This is a genomic window from Acrocarpospora corrugata (assembly GCF_009687845.1).
Lineage (GTDB): Bacteria > Actinomycetota > Actinomycetes > Streptosporangiales > Streptosporangiaceae > Acrocarpospora > Acrocarpospora corrugata.
In genome coordinates, this window is the sequence record NZ_BLAD01000057.1 from 16,735 (window position 1) to 33,944 (window position 17,210).

Below are 17,210 nucleotides of genomic sequence, written 5' to 3' on the forward strand. Positions count from 1 at the left end.
GGGGGCCGGGGCCGGCGGGTGAGGTCAGGTCACCCGCCGGTCCCGAGTCGGTACGGCTCCTAAGCACGGCCATTGTCGGTGAGAACCTTCTGGTAGAACTCACGGCCCGCGTCGCCGCCGCCCTTGCGCCACTCGCCGATGGCCTGGGACAGCGTGCTGACGTCACGGCGGCCCCGGATGATGTCGGTCACCTTGTCCTCGAACGGTTTCACCGCGGCGGTGAAGTCACCGGGTTCCTGCACCCGGATGCCGTCGAACGGGTCCTGGTGCCGGACCAGCACGGCCGAGTTCCACCAGGTCGTGGCGGCCTGCACGTAGTTGGGATGGGCCTGCGACTCGAAGATCGGGTCGACCCGCCCGCCGAGCCAGACGTAGCTGCCGACGATCTCCTTCGGGCCGAGCTCGGTCTGCTGCGGCGCGCCGCTCGCGTCCCGGGTGAAGTGTTCGTTCTCGACGCCGTTGTTGAACAGCAGCTGCTCCTGGGTGCCGAAGGGGGAGGAGAAGTAGTTGAACAGCCCGAGCAGTTCCTCGACCTTCTCCTTCGGGGTGCCCTTCTTGACGAAGGTGTAGCTCGGGTCCTGGTTGACCCGGTATTCGGGCTTGCCGCCGTCCCCGCCGAAGACCGGCACGGGCTCCATCCAGAAGTCGGGGTTCTCCTTGGCCATCTGGATCAGCGTCTCGGCCCAGAAGCTGAATCCATCGGATTTCACCAGGATCTGGCCGGACTTGAAGAGCTCCTTGTCGTCGCCGGCGGACTTGGCGGACAGCACGTTGGGGTGCATCAGGTCGTTGTCGACGAGCTTGCGCATGAACGCGACCGCGGCCTCGTACTCCGGCGTCTCGTAGCCGTGGACGAGCTTGCCGCCCTCCTTACGCCACTTGCGCGGCACCCGGAAGATCTCCTGCATGACCAGGAAGATGTCGCTGAACGCCCAGCGCTCCGCCTTCGGGTCGGTGACCTGCTTGCCCATCTCGAACAGCTCGTCGGCGGACTTGGGCGGGGTGAGGCCGAACTTGTCCCAGAGGTCCTTGCGGTGGAACAGCACCAGGCCGAAGCTGGGCGTCGGCCACGCGGGCACCGCCTTGAGCTTGCCGCCGAACACCGAGTACTGCCAGGCCAGCGTGGGGATCGCGGCCAGCGCCGGATATTTGGCCGAGATGTCGCCGGCCAGGTACGGCGTGAGGTCCTCGAACAGCCCGTCCACGGCCTTGGAGTAGTCGGGCACGGCGGTCAGCGCCCAGCCCGGCACGGTGGTCACGTCCGCGACGTCGCCGCCGGCCAGCAGGGTGGGCAGCTTCTCGTGGATGGTCAGGCCGTCGAGGTAGTTGAAGTCGACGGTGGCGCCGATGTCGGTGTTGACGGCGTCGTAGTAGGAGTTGCTGCCCAGCGGGGGCGGCAGCGGGCTCCAGGTAGGCACCATCACCTTGTACGTGCCGCCCTTGCCGGGTTTGGCGGTGACGGAGTCGACGAGCGCGGTCGGGTACTTGAGGAAGCCGTCCCGGCCGAAGCCCGGCACGCTGCCGATGATGTCCGGCTTGACCACCTGGAGCGGGACGTACTTGGGGATCAGCGCGGTGAGTTTGTCCATGGCGGTGGCGGTCGCCCGGGCCGCGCCCGGCTTGGGTCCTGCCGGGGTGGAGCAGGCGGCCGATAAGGCGGTGAGGCCGACGAGGCCGAGGAACCCGCGCCGGGTGGTGCTCGCGCCATCGGGGGAATGCGTCATGACGCGCTCCCTTCCTTTAGGTTCGTACGTGCGGAGAGGGGTGTTGAAGAACCACATCTAGGCGGTAGAGTTAGTTCGTCTTTCGACCAAACAAATTAGTCGAGGGTGACGGTTACCACAAGGTTTCGCCCAGGGCGGGACCGCCGGGACCCGATCACAGATTGATGACAGAGGCCGGATCGGGGGCGCATGAGGCATGATGAGCCCGAGCAGGAACGGGGCTGACCTTGATAACACCGAGGACCACATCGCAGAACGGGCCTCAGCCGGCCGACTTCACCGACGTCCGCGCCACCAACCTGGCCGTCGTCCTGCGGTTCGTCCGCGAGAACTCGCCCTGCTCCCGCGCTGACATCGCCGCGTCCACGGGCCTGAACAAGGCCACCGTCTCCAGCCTCGTCGCCGATCTGATCGACCGGCGGCTGCTGCGCGAGACCGGCCTGACCGAGAACCGGGTCGGCCGCCCGGCGACCATGCTGGTGCTGGACGGCTCGCCGTACGCGGCGATCGGCATCGAGGTCAACGTCGACTACCTGACCGCGGTCGCGGTCGACCTGAAGGGCGAGGAGCTGCTGTCCTGGCGGCGGTCCTTCTCCGGCGGCACGGCCTCGGCGGCGCAGGCGGTGGCCGGGATGGCCGCCATCGCGCGCCGGGTGGTGAGCCGGATGGCGAAAGAGGCCCGCCAGGTGCTCGGCCTGACGGTCGCGGTGCCCGGCCTGGTGGACGTGAACGGTTCAGTACGGCTCGCGCCGAACCTCGGCTGGCGCGACGTCGACCTGTGCGGCGACCTGACCAAGGCGATGCGCGACCCCGGTTTCCCCGTCATGGTCGACAACGACGCAAACCTGGGCGCGCTGGCGGAGCTCAGGTTCGGCCCGCACGGCGGCGTGAACGACCTGGTGTACCTGACCGGCGAGGTCGGCGTCGGCTCCGGCGTGATCATGGACGGCCGGCTGCGCCGTGGCGGGCAAGGTTACACCGGCGAGATCGGCCACATCGAGATCGATCCGGGCGGCCCGCTCTGCCGCTGCGGCCGGCACGGCTGCCTGGAGGCGATGGCCGGGATCGGCGCGGTGCTCGCCCCCGGCGTGCCGCCCGCTGAGCTGGAGCCCGAACTGGACGAGGTGCTGCGCCGGGCCCGCGCGGGCGACCCCGAGATCCTGCGGATCCTGGACGCGGTCGGCCACAACCTCGGCAAGGGCGTCGCGATCGTGGCGAACACCTTGAACCCCGAGGTCATCGTCCTCGGCGGATATTTCGTGACGCTGGCGCCATGGGTGCACAAGCGGGCGGAGGAGGAGATGTTCCGCCGCTCGATCGCCCCCGGAGGCGGCGGCTGCCGCCTGGTCGTCTCCACCCTCGGGCACGGCGCGGGCGCGCTCGGCGCGGCGGCGCGGGTGCTGGATTCGGTCGACTCGGGCCGGTTGCCCGCACTGACCTGAGGCGCTGACTTAGCCCGATAAATGGGGTCTTGACCGGAAGTTCGGCAGGCGGCACCCTTCGGGAGTGAGGCCGAATTCATCTGGGTGAAACCTATCGAAGCGCTTCGACGGAAGCGCCTTCTTTCGCCCATTCATCGAAGCGCTTCGACACATGAGGATGGTGGATCCAAATGAGCGAGCCGTTCCGCGATCCGAGCCTGCCGACGGAGTCACGGGTCCGCGACCTCGTCGCCCGGCTCACTCCGGACGAGAAGGTCGGCCTGCTGCACCAGTACCAGGCGCCGGTGGAACGGCTCGGGGTGCGCCGGTTCCGTACCGGCACCGAGGCCCTGCACGGCCTGGCCTGGCTCGGCCCCGCGACGGTGTTCCCGCAGGCCATCGGCCTGGCCAGCACCTGGAACCCGGAGCTGGTGCGGAGCGTGGGCGCGGCCACCGCGGACGAGGTGATCGCCTTCCACCGCAAGGACCCGGCCGGGGCCGGGCGGAACGTGTGGGCGCCCGTGGTCAACCCGCTCCGCGACCCGCGCTGGGGGCGCAACGAGGAGGGCTACTCCGAGGATCCGTGGCTGACCGGCGTGCTGGGCACCGCGTACGCCACCGGCCTGCGCGGGGTCGGCCCGGTGCTGAAGACCGCGCCGACCCTCAAGCACTTCCTGGCCTACAACAACGAGACCGACCGCTGCGTCAGCTCCAGCAACCTGCCGCCCCGGGTGCTGCACGAGTACGAGCTGCGCGCCTTCCGCCCCGCCATCGAGGCGGGCGCCGCCGTCGCCGTGATGCCCAGCTACAACCTCGTCAACGGCCGCCCCGCGCACCTCTCCCCGCTGATCAACGACGTGCTGCGCACCTGGTCGGGGCAGGACCTGCTGGTGGTCAGCGACGCCTACGCCCCCGGCAACCTGTACGGCGCGCAGGCCTACCACACCGACCCCGCCGAGGCGTACGCGCACGCGATCAGGGCCGGTCTGGACAGTTTCACCCAGGACGACGCGGACTCCGCCACCACGCTCGGCCACATCAGGACCGCGCTCGACCGTGGCCTGCTCACCGAGGCCGACCTGGACACCGCGATCCGGCACGCGCTGTCGATCAGGTTCCGGCTCGGCGAGTTCGACCCGGTGGAACCGTACGAGGAGATCAACGAGGAAGTGGTCAACTGCACCGAGCACCAGCGGCTGGCCCGCGAGGCGGCCCGGCAGTCGATCACGCTGCTCAAGAACGACGGCCTGCTGCCGCTCTGCGCGCCGAAGCGGGTGGCGGTGATCGGCCCGCTGGCGGACGTGCTGCTGGAGGACTGGTACAGCGGCACGCTGCCGTACCGGGTGACCGCGCGGAACGGGATCGCCGAGCGGTGCGAGACGGTGTACTGCGAGGGCGTGGACCGGATCACGCTGCGCGCCGAGGACGGCTACGTGAGCGCCACCGGCGACTACACCGGCGGCCCGCTGGGCATCGGCGCCTCGGCCGAGTTCGACCTGTTCGACTGGGGTGGCGGCGCGTTCGCGTTCCGCAGCGTGGCCAACGGCCGGCACGTCAGCGTGGGCGACGACGGCGTGCTGGTGAACGACCAGCCGGGCCCGAACGGCTGGGAGGTCAGGCAGACCTTCCGGATGGAGGAGCGGTTCCGCGGCGTCGTGCTCCGGCACATCGCCACCGACCAGTACGTCACCGCCGACCAGGGCACGCTCCGCCTCACCGACGACCCGGACGCGGCCACCGTGTTCACCGTGGACCTGGTCGAGAGCGGTGCCGCGCAGGCCGCTGCCGCCGCCGCGGACGCCGACGTGGCCGTCGTGGTGGTGGGCGACCATCCGCTGGTCAACGGCAGGGAGACCGAGGACAGGGCCGACCTGGCGCTGCCGCCGATGCAGGAGAAACTGGTCAGGGCGGTGCACGAGGCGAACCGGGCGTCGGTGCTGGTGATCTCCAGCGGCTACCCGTTCGCGGTCAACTGGGCCGACGCGCACATGCCCGCGATCATCTGGTCCTCGCACGGCGGCCAGGAGTACGGTCACGCCCTCGCCGACGTGCTGTTCGGCGACGAGGACCCGGGCGGCCGCCTCACCCAGACCTGGTACCGCTCGGCCGGCGACCTGCCCGACCTGTTCGACTACGACATCATCGCCACCGACGCCACTTACCTGTACTACCGGGGAACGCCGCTCTATCCGTTCGGCCACGGTCTCAGTTACACCCGGTTCACCTATTCGGACCTGACCCTGTCCAGCGACGACCTCGCCCCCGACGAGACCCTCACTGTCCGGGTGACCGTGCGCAACGAGGGCTGGCGGGCCGGGGAGGAGGTCGTGCAGGTCTACACCCATCAGCAGCGCTCCCGGGTGAAGCAGCCGGTCCGGGCGCTGCGCGGCTTCCGCAAGGTACGGCTGGCGCCGGGCGAGAGCCGTACCGTCGAGGTGCCGGTGCCGATCGGGGACCTGGCGTTCTGGGACGTCACCCGGGGACGCTTCGCGATCGAGGACGCCAGCCACAAGGTCCAGGTCGGCGGCTCCAGCCGGGACATCCGGCTGTGCGCGCCCTTCACCGTGAAGGGCGACCGGGTCCCGCCCAGGGACCTGCGCGCACTGGACGCGGCCGACCATGACGAGTACGACGGAATAGTGCTGTGTGACGCCGCCAGGGAGCGAGGCGACGCCGTGCGCTCGGCCGGGCCGGGCGCGTGGATCGTCTTCCGCGACGCCGATCTCGATCACACGGCTGGCACGGCCGCGCTGAGCGTGGCCAGCACCGAGGGCGGCGTGCTCACGCTCCGCCTGGACAACCCCCTGCACGGCGAGGTGCTCGGCACGGTCACGGTCCGGCCCACGGCGGGCGGGCACGATTTCGTCGAGGCGGCCACGCCACTTTCGCCCGCGACCGGGGTACGCGATCTTTATGTCGTGTTCGAGAACGAGGGAGTCACAGTGCGCACGCTCGGGTTCCGCCGGTGAGGAAGGTGCGCACGGTCACCATCGCCGACGTCGCCAGGCACGCGGGAGTCGCGGTCAGCACGGTTTCGTACGTGCTGAGCGGCAAACGGGCGATTTCGGCGACCACCCGCCAGCGCGTGCAGGAGAGCGTGCGCGCGCTGGGTTACCACCCCAACGCCGGCGCGCGGGCGCTGGCCAGCAAACGGGCCAACGTGATCGCGCTGGTGCTGCCGCTGCGCGCGGGCATGAACCTGCCGGTGCTGATGCAGTTCGCCACCTCGGTGGTCGCCACCGCCCGCCGCTACGACCACGACGTGCTGCTGATGACCGCCGACGAGGGCCCCGAAGGGCTGCAACGGGTGGCCGCCAGCGCGCTGGTGGACGGGCTGCTGCTGATGGACGTGGAGGTGCGCGACCCGCGCGTGCCGCTGCTGCGCGAACTCGGCGAGCCGAGCGTGCTGATCGGCTTCCCGGCCGACGCGGAGGGCCTGACCTGCGTCGACCTGGACTTCGCGCGGGCGGGCGCGCTCTGCGCCGAGCACCTGGCGGCCGGCGGGCACCGCGAGATCGCGCTGCTCGGCGCGCCGCGCGTGGTCTACGAGCGCGGCACCGGCTACGCCGAGCGCACCCTGGCCGGATTCACCGAGGCGGCCCGCGACCTGAACGCGGTCGCGGTGCCGTGCGAGGAGACCTACGACGAGGTCGCCGAGACGGTGAAGCTCCTGTTCGACCGGCATCCCGGGCTGACCGGGCTGGTGGTGCACAACGAGGCCGCGGTCGGGCACGTGCTGGCCGCGCTGCGCGCGCTGGGCAGGTCGGTGCCGGAGGACGTGTCGGTGGTCGCGATCTGCCCCGACGACGTGGCGGAACGGGCGAGTCCCGCGCTCACCTCCGTGCTCATTCCGGCCGAGGATGTCGGGCACCAGGCGGTTAGGCTGCTGATGGCCAAGCTCGACGGTCTTCCGGCGGATTCGGTGCTGCTGGAACCACGACTCACGATCAGGGAGAGCACACGTTGACGACCTTCCCCCAAGGATTCGTATGGGGTGCGGCCACCGCGTCGTACCAGATCGAAGGAGCGGCGCGCGAGGACGGCCGGGGACCATCCATCTGGGACGTGTTCAGCCACACACCGGGGAAGGTGGCCGACGGGCACACCGGGGACGTGGCCTGCGACCACTACCACCGGTACCGCGAGGACGTCGCGATCATGGAGGACCTGGGGTTGCACGCCTACCGGTTCTCGGTGTCGTGGCCGCGGGTGCTGCCGGGCGGCACGTTCAACGCGGCGGGGCTCGACTTCTACGACCGGCTGGTGGACGAGCTGCTGGCGCGGCGGATCTCGCCGGTCGCCACGCTCTACCACTGGGACCTGCCCGCCGAGCTGGACTGGCGGGACCGGGACACGGCCGAGAAGTTCGCCGAGTACGCGGAGATCGTGCACCACCGGCTGGGGGACCGGGTCGCCACCTGGACGACGCTCAACGAGCCGTGGGTGTCGGCTTTCGTCGGGTACGGCTCGGGCCGGCACGCGCCCGGGGTGACCGACCCGGCCGCCGCCTTCACGGCCGCGCACCACCTGCTGCGGGCGCACGCGCTCGGGGCGCAGGCGCTGCGCGCGGCCGGGGCCGACGAGATCAGCGTGACGCTCAACCTGACGCCGATGGCCGGGGACCCGGAGGTGACCACGCTGATCGACGGGCTGGCCAACCGGCTCTTCCTCGATCCGGTGCTGCGCGGGAGCTACCCCGACGACGTGCGGGCGCACATCGCGAAGTTCACCGGGCTGGATCTCGGCGATCTGCCGTACGAGCCGATCGACGTGCTGGGCGTGAACTACTACACGATCGCCCGGCTGGCCGCCGACCCGGCCGCGCCCGGCCACGCCGAGTACCCGGGCAGCGAGGGCATCGCCTGGCTGCCGCCGCACGGCGTGCCCACCGAGATGGGCTGGGAGGTGATCCCGTCCGGCCTGGAGGATCTGCTGCTCCGGCTCAGCCGCGACTACCCCGGCACCCCCCTGATGATCACTGAGAACGGCGCCGCCTACGACGACGCCGTCAAGGACGGCCAGGTCGCCGACACCGAGCGGATCGCCTACCTGGACGGCCACTTCCGGGCCGCGCTTCGGGCCATCGAGCAGGGCGCCGACCTGCGCGGTTACCTGGTCTGGTCGCTGCTGGACAACTTCGAGTGGGCGCGCGGCTACCACAAGCGGTTCGGCCTGGTCCGGGTCGACTACGAGTCGCTGGAACGGCTGCCGAAGGCGAGCGCGCACTGGTACCGCGAGGTCATCGCGCGCAACGGCCTGGACTGATCAGCGGGCGCGGGCCTGGCGGCCGGGGTACTCGCGGACCACCACGTCCCTGGGCGTGATCCGCAGCACGTCGTGGTCCGCGATCGCCACCCCGCGCACCTCCGCCCAGAACCGCGGGTCGCCGACGAAGATGGCCACCCGCGGGTCGCGCTCCACCGCCTCCCACGACTCCTCGCCCGCGATCACCCGCAGCTCGCCCGATCGGCTCACCGACGTCACCGCGCTCACCGCGATCGACCGGGGGCCGTCCGGGGCCATGTAGGAGAGCACCACGCTGCGCGAGAAGGTGACCGCGTGCCGGACCTCGTCGGTGAGGTCGGAGGACGGGCTGGTGTCCCCGGTCGGCAGCTCGACCCGGGTCAGCGCGGACCGCCACGGCCCTGGCGTGTTCCGGAACCTGGCCCGGACCGCCCGCGCGCAGAACGCCACCGCCACGGCCAGCAGGGCCAGCCACGCCCCCTGCCAGGCCCGCTCCAGCTCCGGTACGACACCCGCCGCCGTCAGCGAGATCGCCGACGCCACCAGGAACCCCAGCGCCCCGACCAGCCACCGGTCCCGCCGCACCACCCCGCGCAGATTGGCCTTGCGGCCGACCAGGACCATGGCCACCGGCACGGCCAGCGCCGCCAGCGCGATCCGCGGCACCGGCAGCACCGACAGCACGAGCAGCCCCCACCAGGCCCGCCCGGCGACGATCCACAGCGCCACGTCCATGTTCCGCCGGGCCACCCGCGCGCCGGACGCCCGCGCGAACTCGGCCAGCGCCTGCACCGGCCGCCCCCGCCAGGCCTCCACCAGCAGCCACAGCAGCGCCACGCCGACGGGGTTGAACACGACCAGGCCGAGCGCCCCCGACCAGGCCCAGTCGACCGTGTCCGGCTCCGGCAGGGTGGCCAGGCCGATCAGGTATCCGGCGATGACGAAGACGGTGACCGAGACCGCCACGCTCAGCCACAGGTCCCGGCCGAGCATGGCGGGCACGTGCGACCAGATCCCGACCTTCCCGGCCTGCCGGAGCGTCACCGCGAGCACCAGGCCCAGCACCAGCGCCCCGCCGATCTGCGCCTGCAGGTGCAGGCCGAACCCGAACGCGGCCACCACGACCGCCACCAGCGCGACCGCCAGCAGCCCGCGCACCTGCCAGGACCAGACCACCAGCGCCTCGCGCGCCCGCGTGGTCTCGGCCGGATCGGCCTCCCAGGCCGGATCGTGGTGCCGGCCGGGCGGCTCCCAGCCGAGCAGGGTGAGTCCCAGGTTCACCCGGGCCCCGAGATGGTCGCGATCGCGGCGCAGCACCGCCCGGTAGGCCGCCGCCGCGCGCCGGTGGTCGCCCCGGTCCAGCGCCAGATCCCCCGACAGCGCGTGCGGGCCGGGCTCCTCGGGGGCGTATCGGACGGACTTCTGGGCTTCCGCCCACGCCTCGCGCCAGCGGCCGGGAACCCGCCGCAGCGCGCCCGCCAGGCGCAGCCGCGCGGCCCAGGAGCCAGGCGCCAGCCTGACCGCCTCCTGGGCCGCGTCCACTGCCTCGGAATCGCGGCCCAGGCGCTCCAGGGCGAGGCTCGCCAGGCGATGCCCCCACTCGCCGTGCGGTTCACGGTCCACCGCCTGACGAGCGGCCTCTAGTGCCGCCTCCGGTTGGTCGCGGCCGAGCCTGGTAGCCGCAACCGCGCACCACGCCCGAGGGTCGGCACGGTCGTTCGGGGCCGAGTCCTCGGAACCGGTTTCGCGCCGGGCACGCGCGGATGACTCCTCGGCATCGTTCCCCACCCAACGCATGATCCGCCGCCCGTCCTTGATTGCCTAGGTGTCGGACATATACCTATATCTCTCTAGAGAGGTTGTCAGCAGTCAAGCGCGGCGCGAGCCATTTCACGGCAAGTACGTACCGGTGTTCAAGATTGCTGTGCGTGCCGTCGAAGAGTTCGTGGCGCACGCGGTCGGCGGGGACTCCGGCGGTTAGTACGGCGTCGTGGAACGCGGCAGCGGCGAGGTCGAGGAAGTATTCGTCGCTTTTGCCAGCGTCTATCCAGATTGAGTGGAGGGTGCGGAGGGCTTCGGGGCGCTTGGTGGCCATCACTACGGGGTCATATTCCAGCCATCTGTCCCAGGTTTCCGGAATTAGGTGGCCGTTGGCGTCGAAGGGTATGTCAACCGTTCCGTCCGGGTTCGAGGAGTAGGAGGCGGCGTTGCCGTACAGGAGGATCAGGTCGCTGCCGGGGCATCGGCCGCCGGTGGCGAAGAAGCGGTCCAGGTAGCGCTGCCAGGAGCCGCCGTACTCGTCCCGCAGGGTGCGGGCGGCCGGGGGGAACTCGCGCAGGTAGAGGACGTCGAAGAGGGCGTCGCCCGCGTGGGTGGCGAGGGCTCCGAACAGGTCGGGGCGGAGCATGGGGGTGATCATCGCGCCGTAGCCGCCGCTGGATTTGCCGGTGATGGCGCGGTGTTCCCTGGCGGCGAGGGTCCGGTAGCGGGCGTCCACGAACGGGACTATCTCGTCGCACAGGTAGGAGTGGTAGCGGCCGTGGCCGGGGGAGTCGACGAACTGGCTGCCGCCCAGCCTGGTCCAGGCGTCCACGAAGACGACGAGCGCGGGCGGGGTGTCCCCGGCGGCGAACAGTTCGTCCAGGAGTTCGGGGTAGGTGCGCCGCCATGGCGAGCGGTTGCCCCACATCGTCACCTGGCCGGAGTACCCCTGGATCACGTAGATCACCGGGTAGCGGGCGGCGGTGTCGTCGTAGCCCGGCGGCAGGTAGATCCAGAGTGGCCGTTCGTGCGGGTCGCCGAGGGCATTGCCGCGCAGCAGTGCGCTGACGACCGTGACCTTCTCCAGGCGTCCGGACATTTCAGGACTCCAAGGCATCATGGCCTCACGATATGTGACTACTAGTGCGTGAAATGGGTGCCTTGACTGTTTGCCGGAACGCCTGAGGATCCTTCGGCTTTCACCTAAGCTGCCACGCATGTCCATCCGGGCCCTGACCCCCTGAGCGAGCGATGACCATTCTGGGGGGCGAACCTGGAGGAGCCGTGCGGCACGCGAACCGGTGGCCGGTCCTGGCGCTGCTCTGCTTCAGTCTCCTCCTCGTCGCCGTAGACGCCACCGTGCTGCACATCGCGGTGCCCGCGCTGACCGCCGCGCTGGAGCCGTCCGCGGTCCAGCTGCTGTGGATCATCGACATCTACTCGCTGGTCGTGGCCCCCCTGCTGGTCACCTTCGGCACCCTCGGCGACCGGTACGGCCGGCGCGGCTTCGTCCTGGGCGGCTACCTCGTGTTCGGCCTGGCCTCGCTGGCGGCCGCGTTCGCCACCACCCCGCTGGCGCTGATCCTGGCCCGCGCAGGCCTCGGCGTCGGCGGCGCGATGATCATGCCGGCCACCCTGTCGATCATCCGGCAGGTCTTCACCGACCGCAGGGAACGCGCGATCGCCCTCGGCGTCTGGGGCGCGGTCGCCGCCGGCGGCGCGGCCGTCGGCCCGATCCTCGGCGGGGTCCTGGTCGAGCACTTCTGGTGGGGCGCCGTCTTCCTGATCAACGTCCCGCTGCTGCTGATCGCCCTCCCGCTGGCGATCCGCCTGCTCCCGCCCACCACCCGCCACCCACACCCCTGGGACGCACTCAGCGCCGTCCTGTCGGTGGCCGGCATCCTCGCCCTCGCCTTCGGTCTCAAGGAGGCCGGGTACGGTCACACGATCGGGCGCGGCCCCGCCGTGCTGGTCTTCGCGCTGGGCGTCGCCCTGCTGGTCTGGTTCACGGCCCGGCAGCGCCGGCTGGCCACGCCGCTGCTGGACGTGGCCCTGTTCGCGCAGCGCGGCTTCGCCACCGGCGTCGCCTGCGTGCTGCTGGCCATCTTCGCGCTGGTCGGCCTGGAACTGATGCTGGCCCAGTACCTGCAACTGGTGCTCGGCCTGTCCCCGTCAGGGGCGGCGATCAGGATGGTGCCGCTGATGGTGGCCGCCATCGTCGGCGGATTGACGGCGGCCCGGCTGCTGGACCGGCTCGGCCTGCGCGCCACCATGAGCGGCGGCCTCGCGCTGACCGCGCTGTCGCTGACGCCGGTGCTGGGCTGGGGGGTCGAGGACCATCCGCTGACGCTCGCGATGTGCTTCGTCGGGATCGGCTTCGGCGTCGAGGTGGCGCTGCTGGCCGCCTCCGACACGATCATGGCCTCGGCGCCGGAGTCCAGGGCCGGAAGCGCCGCCGCCATCGAGGAGACCGCGTACGAGCTCGGCGCGGGTCTCGGCATCGCCGTGCTCGGCACGATCACCACGATCGTCTACGCGCCCGCGCTCGTCGTCCCGGCCGAACTGGCCGCAGGCCCTGCCGTCCTGGCGCGTGAGTCGCTGGCCGCAGCCGCCCATGTGGCGGAGGAACTGGGCGGTCCGGTGGGCGCTTCGCTGCTCGCCGGAGCCCGGCTCGCGTTCGTCACGGCGCTGCACTCGACGGTGCTGGTGAGCATCGCGTTCCTGCTGGTCACCGCGGTGGCGGTGGCGGTGCTGCTGCCCCGGCGGCAGGCGGCTCCGGTGGTGGAGCGGGAGCGCGAACGCGTGGCCGCCTGACATGACCATGCCTGTTATGGGGAGAAATGCATAGGAAGCGTCCCCCTAGAGTCCGAGAATGGTTCCCGTGAACAGAACACTCCACGATCTCGCCTCGCTGGCGGCCCGGATGGGCGTCGGCGGTATTTTCTTCGCCCAGGGCTGGCAGAAACTGGAGGCCGGGCTGATCGAGACCGGCGGGCAGTTCGCCCAGCTGGGCGCCCCCGCGCCACGGCTGTGGGCGGGCGCCACCATGCTCATCGAGCTGGTCGGCGGCACGCTGCTGATCGCCGGGCTCACCGTCTCCTTCGTCGGCCTGCTGCTGTTCGCCGAGGCGCTCGCGGTCTTCATCCTGACCGCGGGCGACACCGGGCTGCCGCTGACCGGCGGCGACATCAACCTCATCGTCGCCCTCGGCGCGGCCTCCGTGCTGCTGGCCGTGAACGGCGGCGGGCGGCTCTCGGTGGACCACATGGTGGTCATCAAACGCCGGGACGCCGAGGAGGCCGACGACTTCGCGGCCGAGGCGGAGGCCGACGCCGTCATCAACGCGCTGCGCGAGCCGCGCCCCAAGGCCGAACCCGACCCGAAGGGCCCGGTCACCTTCCCGGCCTCGTCGAGCACCTCCGAGGAGGTCACCGAGGCGCTGCCGAAGCCGCGCCCGCGGCGGCCCAAGCGGGCCGAGGAGAGCGCGGAGAACAAGTCCGAGGCTCCCGTCGAGGTGGCGAGGTCCGGCGGCGAGTCCGGCGACACGCTGGTGGCGGGCCGGCGTAGCGGGAAGGCGGACTAGGCGCGGATGGGCGAACTTCCGGTCATCGACGTCTCGCCGCTGTTCGACGGGCGATCCGCCGACGGGGCCGCCCGGCAGATCGAGGCGGCCTGTGTGGACAGCGGGTTCTTCTACATCAGTGGGCACGGCGTCCCGGCCGAGCTGATCGCCCGGATGGACGCGGCGGCACGGCGGTTCTTCGCGTTGCCCGACGAGGTCAAGATGAAGATCTCGATGGCGCGGGGCGGGCGGGCCTGGCGGGGGTTCTTCCCGGTGGGCGGAGAGCTCACCTCGGGGCGGCCCGACCTGAAGGAAGGCATCTATTTCGGCGCGGAGCGGGAGCCGGACGGGCGTCCGCTGAGCGGCCGGAATCTGTTCCCCGACGAGGTCCCCGAACTCGGGGCGGCGGTGCTGAGCTACCTGCGGGTGATGACCGAGGTGGCGCAGGGGGTGCTGCGCGGAGTCGCGCTGAGCCTGGAGCTGGACGAGGACTACTTCGCGACCGGGTACACGGCCGATCCGACCATCCTGTTCCGGATATTTCACTATCCGCCCGCCGCGGCTGACGACGGCTGGGGTGTCGGCGAGCACACTGACTACGGGCTGCTCACCCTGCTTCTTCAGGACGACAACGCGGGGCTCCAGGTGCACACCACGGGCGGCTGGGTGGACGCGCCGCCGATCCCCGGCACGTTCGTGTGCAACATCGGCGACATGCTCGACAAGCTGACCGGCGGCCACTACCGGTCGACCCCGCACCGGGTGCGCAACGAGAGCGGCCGGGAGCGGCTGTCCTTCCCGTTCTTCTTTGATCCCGGCTGGGACAGCGAAGTGCCACCCCTGCCCTCCTTGGCCCGGCGAGATGGCGGCAGGGCGCGCTGGGACGGGCAGGATCTGCGGGCCTTCACCGGCCCATATGGCGACTACCTGCTGGGCAAGGTCGGCAAGGTGTTTCCGCAACTGCGGGCCGACGTACTGGACTGACGTTTTGCGGGTAGCCGGGAAGACGCGCCGAAACTCGCGGGGGCGTCCATTCGGCGCTTCCGTGCGGTATAACCGGGGGCGGACCGGGGAGGCGTGATGCGGGAGGATGGCCGGGCCCGTCCGACGGGACGCGCGGCAGCACGGGACCTGTTCGAGCAGGTGAGACTTCGCTATTTCCACCTCCCGCCGGTCGCCAGACGGGTGGTCTTCATCGGCGTGCTGATCGGCGCGCTCATCCTGGCGGTGGCCTTCGGGTGGTCGCTCTGGAGCACTTTCTTCGTCACCGTGGTGCTGCTGGCCTTCATCGCGCTGGCGCTGCGCTACCCGCGCGCCGCCGCGACCACGCTGGTGCTGGCCGGGTGGATGGCGATCGCTCCGGTGGCGGGCGGCGCGCTCAGCAACCAGAGCGCGGGCGGGCCGTACGCGCTGATCATGCTGTTCCTGCTGGGCGTGGTGGTCGCGGCGGCGGCGCATCTGATCCGCTGGGTGCCGCCGTGGCTGACCGCGCTGTCGGCGCTGGGGCCCGCCGCCGTGGTCAGCTTCGCGCTGTCCGCGATCTCGCTCGCCGCCAGTATCTGGGGGGCGTGGGGGGTGGCGGCGGTCGCGCTGGTGTTCCGGTTCGTGCAGGCCCGGCGGGTGAAGGCGGAACAGCCCGTTGAGGAAGCGCCGGTGCAGCAGCGGGGGCGGGCCGGAGGATTCCAGCCCGCGCCGGCCGACCGGGGGCACAAGGCGCCGCCGCCGATCACGGTGGAGCAGGCGCTCGGCGAACTGGAGGGCATGATCGGGCTGGCCCCGGTCAAGGAGCAGGTGCGGTCGATCGCGGCCTCCATCGAGGCGGCCAGGCTGCGCCGCGAGGCGGGCTACAACACCGAACCGCCGATGCGGCATTTCGTCTTCGTCGGGCCGCCCGGCACCGGCAAGACCAGCGTGGCGCGCAGCCTCGCCAAGATCTTCTACTCGTTTGGGCTGCTGGAGACGCCGTTCGTGGTCGAGGCCCAGCGCGCCGACCTGGTCGGCGAGTACCTGGGCGCCACGGCGATCAAGACCAACGAGCTCATCGACCGCGCGCTCGGCGGCGTGCTGTTCGTGGACGAGGCGTACGGGCTGATCAACTCCGGCGACGGGCAGCCCGACAGATTCGGCCAGGAAGCCGTCCAGACGCTGCTGAAACGGGCCGAGGATGACCGGGACCGGCTCATCATCATCCTGGCGGGGTACGAGAAGGAGATGGCCGGATTCCTGGCCTCCAACCCGGGGCTCTCCAGCCGCTTCTCCAGCCGCGTCAGGTTCCCCAGCTACGACGCCGACGAACTGCTGGCCATCACCGAGACGCTGCAGACCGGGCGCGGCGACCGGCTGGCCCCCGAGGCGCGGCCGGTGCTGCGCGGCCTGTTCGAGGACGTGCACCGGCGCGGCCTGGTGGACGAGCTGGGCAACGCGCGGTTCGCCCGCAGCGTCGTCGAAGCGGCCGCCCAGGCCAGGGACGTCCGGGTGGTCAGCGCCGGGGGCGTGCCCAGGGGCGAGGATCTGGTCACCACCACGGCCGCCGACGTGACCAAGGCGTTCAGCGAGATCACCGCCCGGTTCCGCGGCTACCAGGCCACGCCGACGCTGGCCGACGCGCTGCACGACCTGGATCGCATGGCCGGGCTCGAACCGGTCAAACGGCAGGTGCACGCGATCACCGCGCAGCTGCGGGTGGCCCGGATGCGCGAGGAGCAGGGCCTGCCGGTGCAGTCCCAGATGCGGCACTTCGTGTTCGCCGGGCCGCCCGGCACCGGGAAGACGACCGTGGCCAGAATCCTCGGGCGGATCTTCTCCGCACTCGGGCTGCTGGCCAAGTCGGACGTGGTCGAGGCGTCCCGCGCCGATCTGGTCGGGCAGCATCTGGGCGCCACCGCGATCAAGACCAATGAGCTGGTGGACCGCGCGATCGGCGGCGTGCTCTTCGTGGACGAGGCGTACAGCCTGGCCAACACCGGCTACTCCGGCGGTGACGCGTTCGGCCAGGAGGCCGTGCAGACGCTGCTGAAACGGGCCGAGGACGACCGGGACCGGCTGGTGATCATCCTGGCCGGCTACGAGCGGGAGATGGACGCGTTCCTGGCCACCAATCCCGGGCTGGCCAGCCGGTTCAACCAGCGGGTGGGGTTCCCGTCCTACTCGCCGGAGGAGCTGGCCGAGATCGCGGCGATGACCGCGGAGGGCGCGGGCGACCGGTTCGACCCGGCCGCCACCAGGGACCTGGCCGACGTGTTCGCCTGGGTCTGCCAGGAGCGCCTGATCGACGGGCTCGGGAACGGGCGGTTCGCGCGCTCGCTGTACGAGCGGGCCGCCCTGCGGCGGGACGTCCGGCTGGCGGCGCAGAGCAGCGCCAGCGCCGCCGAACTGGTCACCATCACCAGCGAGGACGTGCGGTCGGCGGTCGACGAGCTGTCCTGACCAGAATTTTGCCCGCAGGTGGCGTTAGGCCACCACACCGGATCTCACTATTGATGCCGGGGGGTGGGCTCG

Annotated in this window: 11 protein-coding genes; 8 read left to right on the forward strand and 3 right to left on the reverse strand. The window is 71.2% G+C overall.

Annotated features, from left to right (window positions below):
- Nucleotides 1–59: 59 nt before the first annotated feature.
- On the reverse strand, nucleotides 60–1,724 hold the full coding sequence (locus tag Acor_RS21510) for an extracellular solute-binding protein (RefSeq protein ID WP_155338509.1): 1,665 nt from the start codon (nucleotides 1,722–1,724) through the stop codon (nucleotides 60–62).
- A gap of 227 nt (nucleotides 1,725–1,951) precedes the next feature.
- Between Acor_RS21510 and Acor_RS21515 the strand changes: the two genes are divergently transcribed.
- The 4 genes from Acor_RS21515 (at nucleotide 1,952) to Acor_RS21530 (ending at nucleotide 8,410) form a co-directional block, all read left to right on the forward strand.
- Nucleotides 1,952–3,166, forward strand: a complete 1,215-nt coding sequence (locus tag Acor_RS21515; protein ID WP_246238904.1) for an ROK family transcriptional regulator — start codon at nucleotides 1,952–1,954, stop codon at nucleotides 3,164–3,166.
- A 170-nt stretch (nucleotides 3,167–3,336) separates the two neighbouring features.
- Complete coding sequence (locus Acor_RS21520) at nucleotides 3,337–6,114, forward strand: glycoside hydrolase family 3 protein (RefSeq protein WP_155338510.1); 2,778 nt, start codon at nucleotides 3,337–3,339, stop codon at nucleotides 6,112–6,114.
- A gap of 5 nt (nucleotides 6,115–6,119) precedes the next feature.
- Nucleotides 6,120–7,112 (forward strand): LacI family DNA-binding transcriptional regulator, encoded by a 993-nt coding sequence (locus Acor_RS21525; protein ID WP_155338586.1) that lies wholly within the window; start codon nucleotides 6,120–6,122, stop codon nucleotides 7,110–7,112.
- A complete protein-coding gene (locus Acor_RS21530) occupies nucleotides 7,109–8,410 on the forward strand; it encodes a GH1 family beta-glucosidase (protein WP_155338511.1) in 1,302 nt (433 codons plus the stop codon). Before Acor_RS21525 ends, Acor_RS21530 begins: the two co-directional genes overlap by 4 nt.
- Here Acor_RS21530 and Acor_RS21535 read toward each other — a convergent pair whose 3' ends face one another.
- Together Acor_RS21535 and Acor_RS21540 are read right to left on the reverse strand one after the other, a co-directional pair.
- The gene (locus tag Acor_RS21535) at nucleotides 8,411–10,012 is read right to left on the reverse strand and encodes a pyridoxamine 5'-phosphate oxidase family protein (RefSeq protein WP_174876180.1); all 1,602 of its coding nucleotides are present in this window, start codon (nucleotides 10,010–10,012) and stop codon (nucleotides 8,411–8,413) included.
- A gap of 217 nt (nucleotides 10,013–10,229) precedes the next feature.
- Nucleotides 10,230–11,249 (reverse strand): alpha/beta hydrolase, encoded by a 1,020-nt coding sequence (locus tag Acor_RS21540; RefSeq protein WP_246238912.1) that lies wholly within the window; start codon nucleotides 11,247–11,249, stop codon nucleotides 10,230–10,232.
- Between the two features lie 152 nt (nucleotides 11,250–11,401).
- Here Acor_RS21540 and Acor_RS21545 point away from each other — a divergent pair, with 152 nt between their 5' ends.
- The 4 genes from Acor_RS21545 to Acor_RS21560 all read left to right on the forward strand — a co-directional run bounded on the left by Acor_RS21545 (nucleotide 11,402) and on the right by Acor_RS21560 (nucleotide 17,138).
- On the forward strand, nucleotides 11,402–12,964 hold the full coding sequence (locus tag Acor_RS21545) for an MFS transporter (RefSeq protein WP_155338513.1): 1,563 nt from the start codon (nucleotides 11,402–11,404) through the stop codon (nucleotides 12,962–12,964).
- A 67-nt stretch (nucleotides 12,965–13,031) separates the two neighbouring features.
- Nucleotides 13,032–13,733: a DoxX family protein gene (locus Acor_RS21550; RefSeq protein ID WP_170317026.1), complete on the forward strand. Its 702-nt coding sequence runs from the start codon at nucleotides 13,032–13,034 to the stop codon at nucleotides 13,731–13,733.
- Nucleotides 13,734–13,739: 6 nt separating this feature from the next.
- Nucleotides 13,740–14,696, forward strand: coding sequence for an isopenicillin N synthase family dioxygenase (locus tag Acor_RS21555; protein WP_155338515.1), 957 nt, complete (start codon nucleotides 13,740–13,742; stop codon nucleotides 14,694–14,696).
- Between the two features lie 96 nt (nucleotides 14,697–14,792).
- Entirely contained in the window at nucleotides 14,793–17,138 is a 2,346-nt protein-coding gene (locus tag Acor_RS21560) for an AAA family ATPase (RefSeq protein WP_155338516.1), read from the forward strand.
- Nucleotides 17,139–17,210 lie beyond the last annotated feature (72 nt).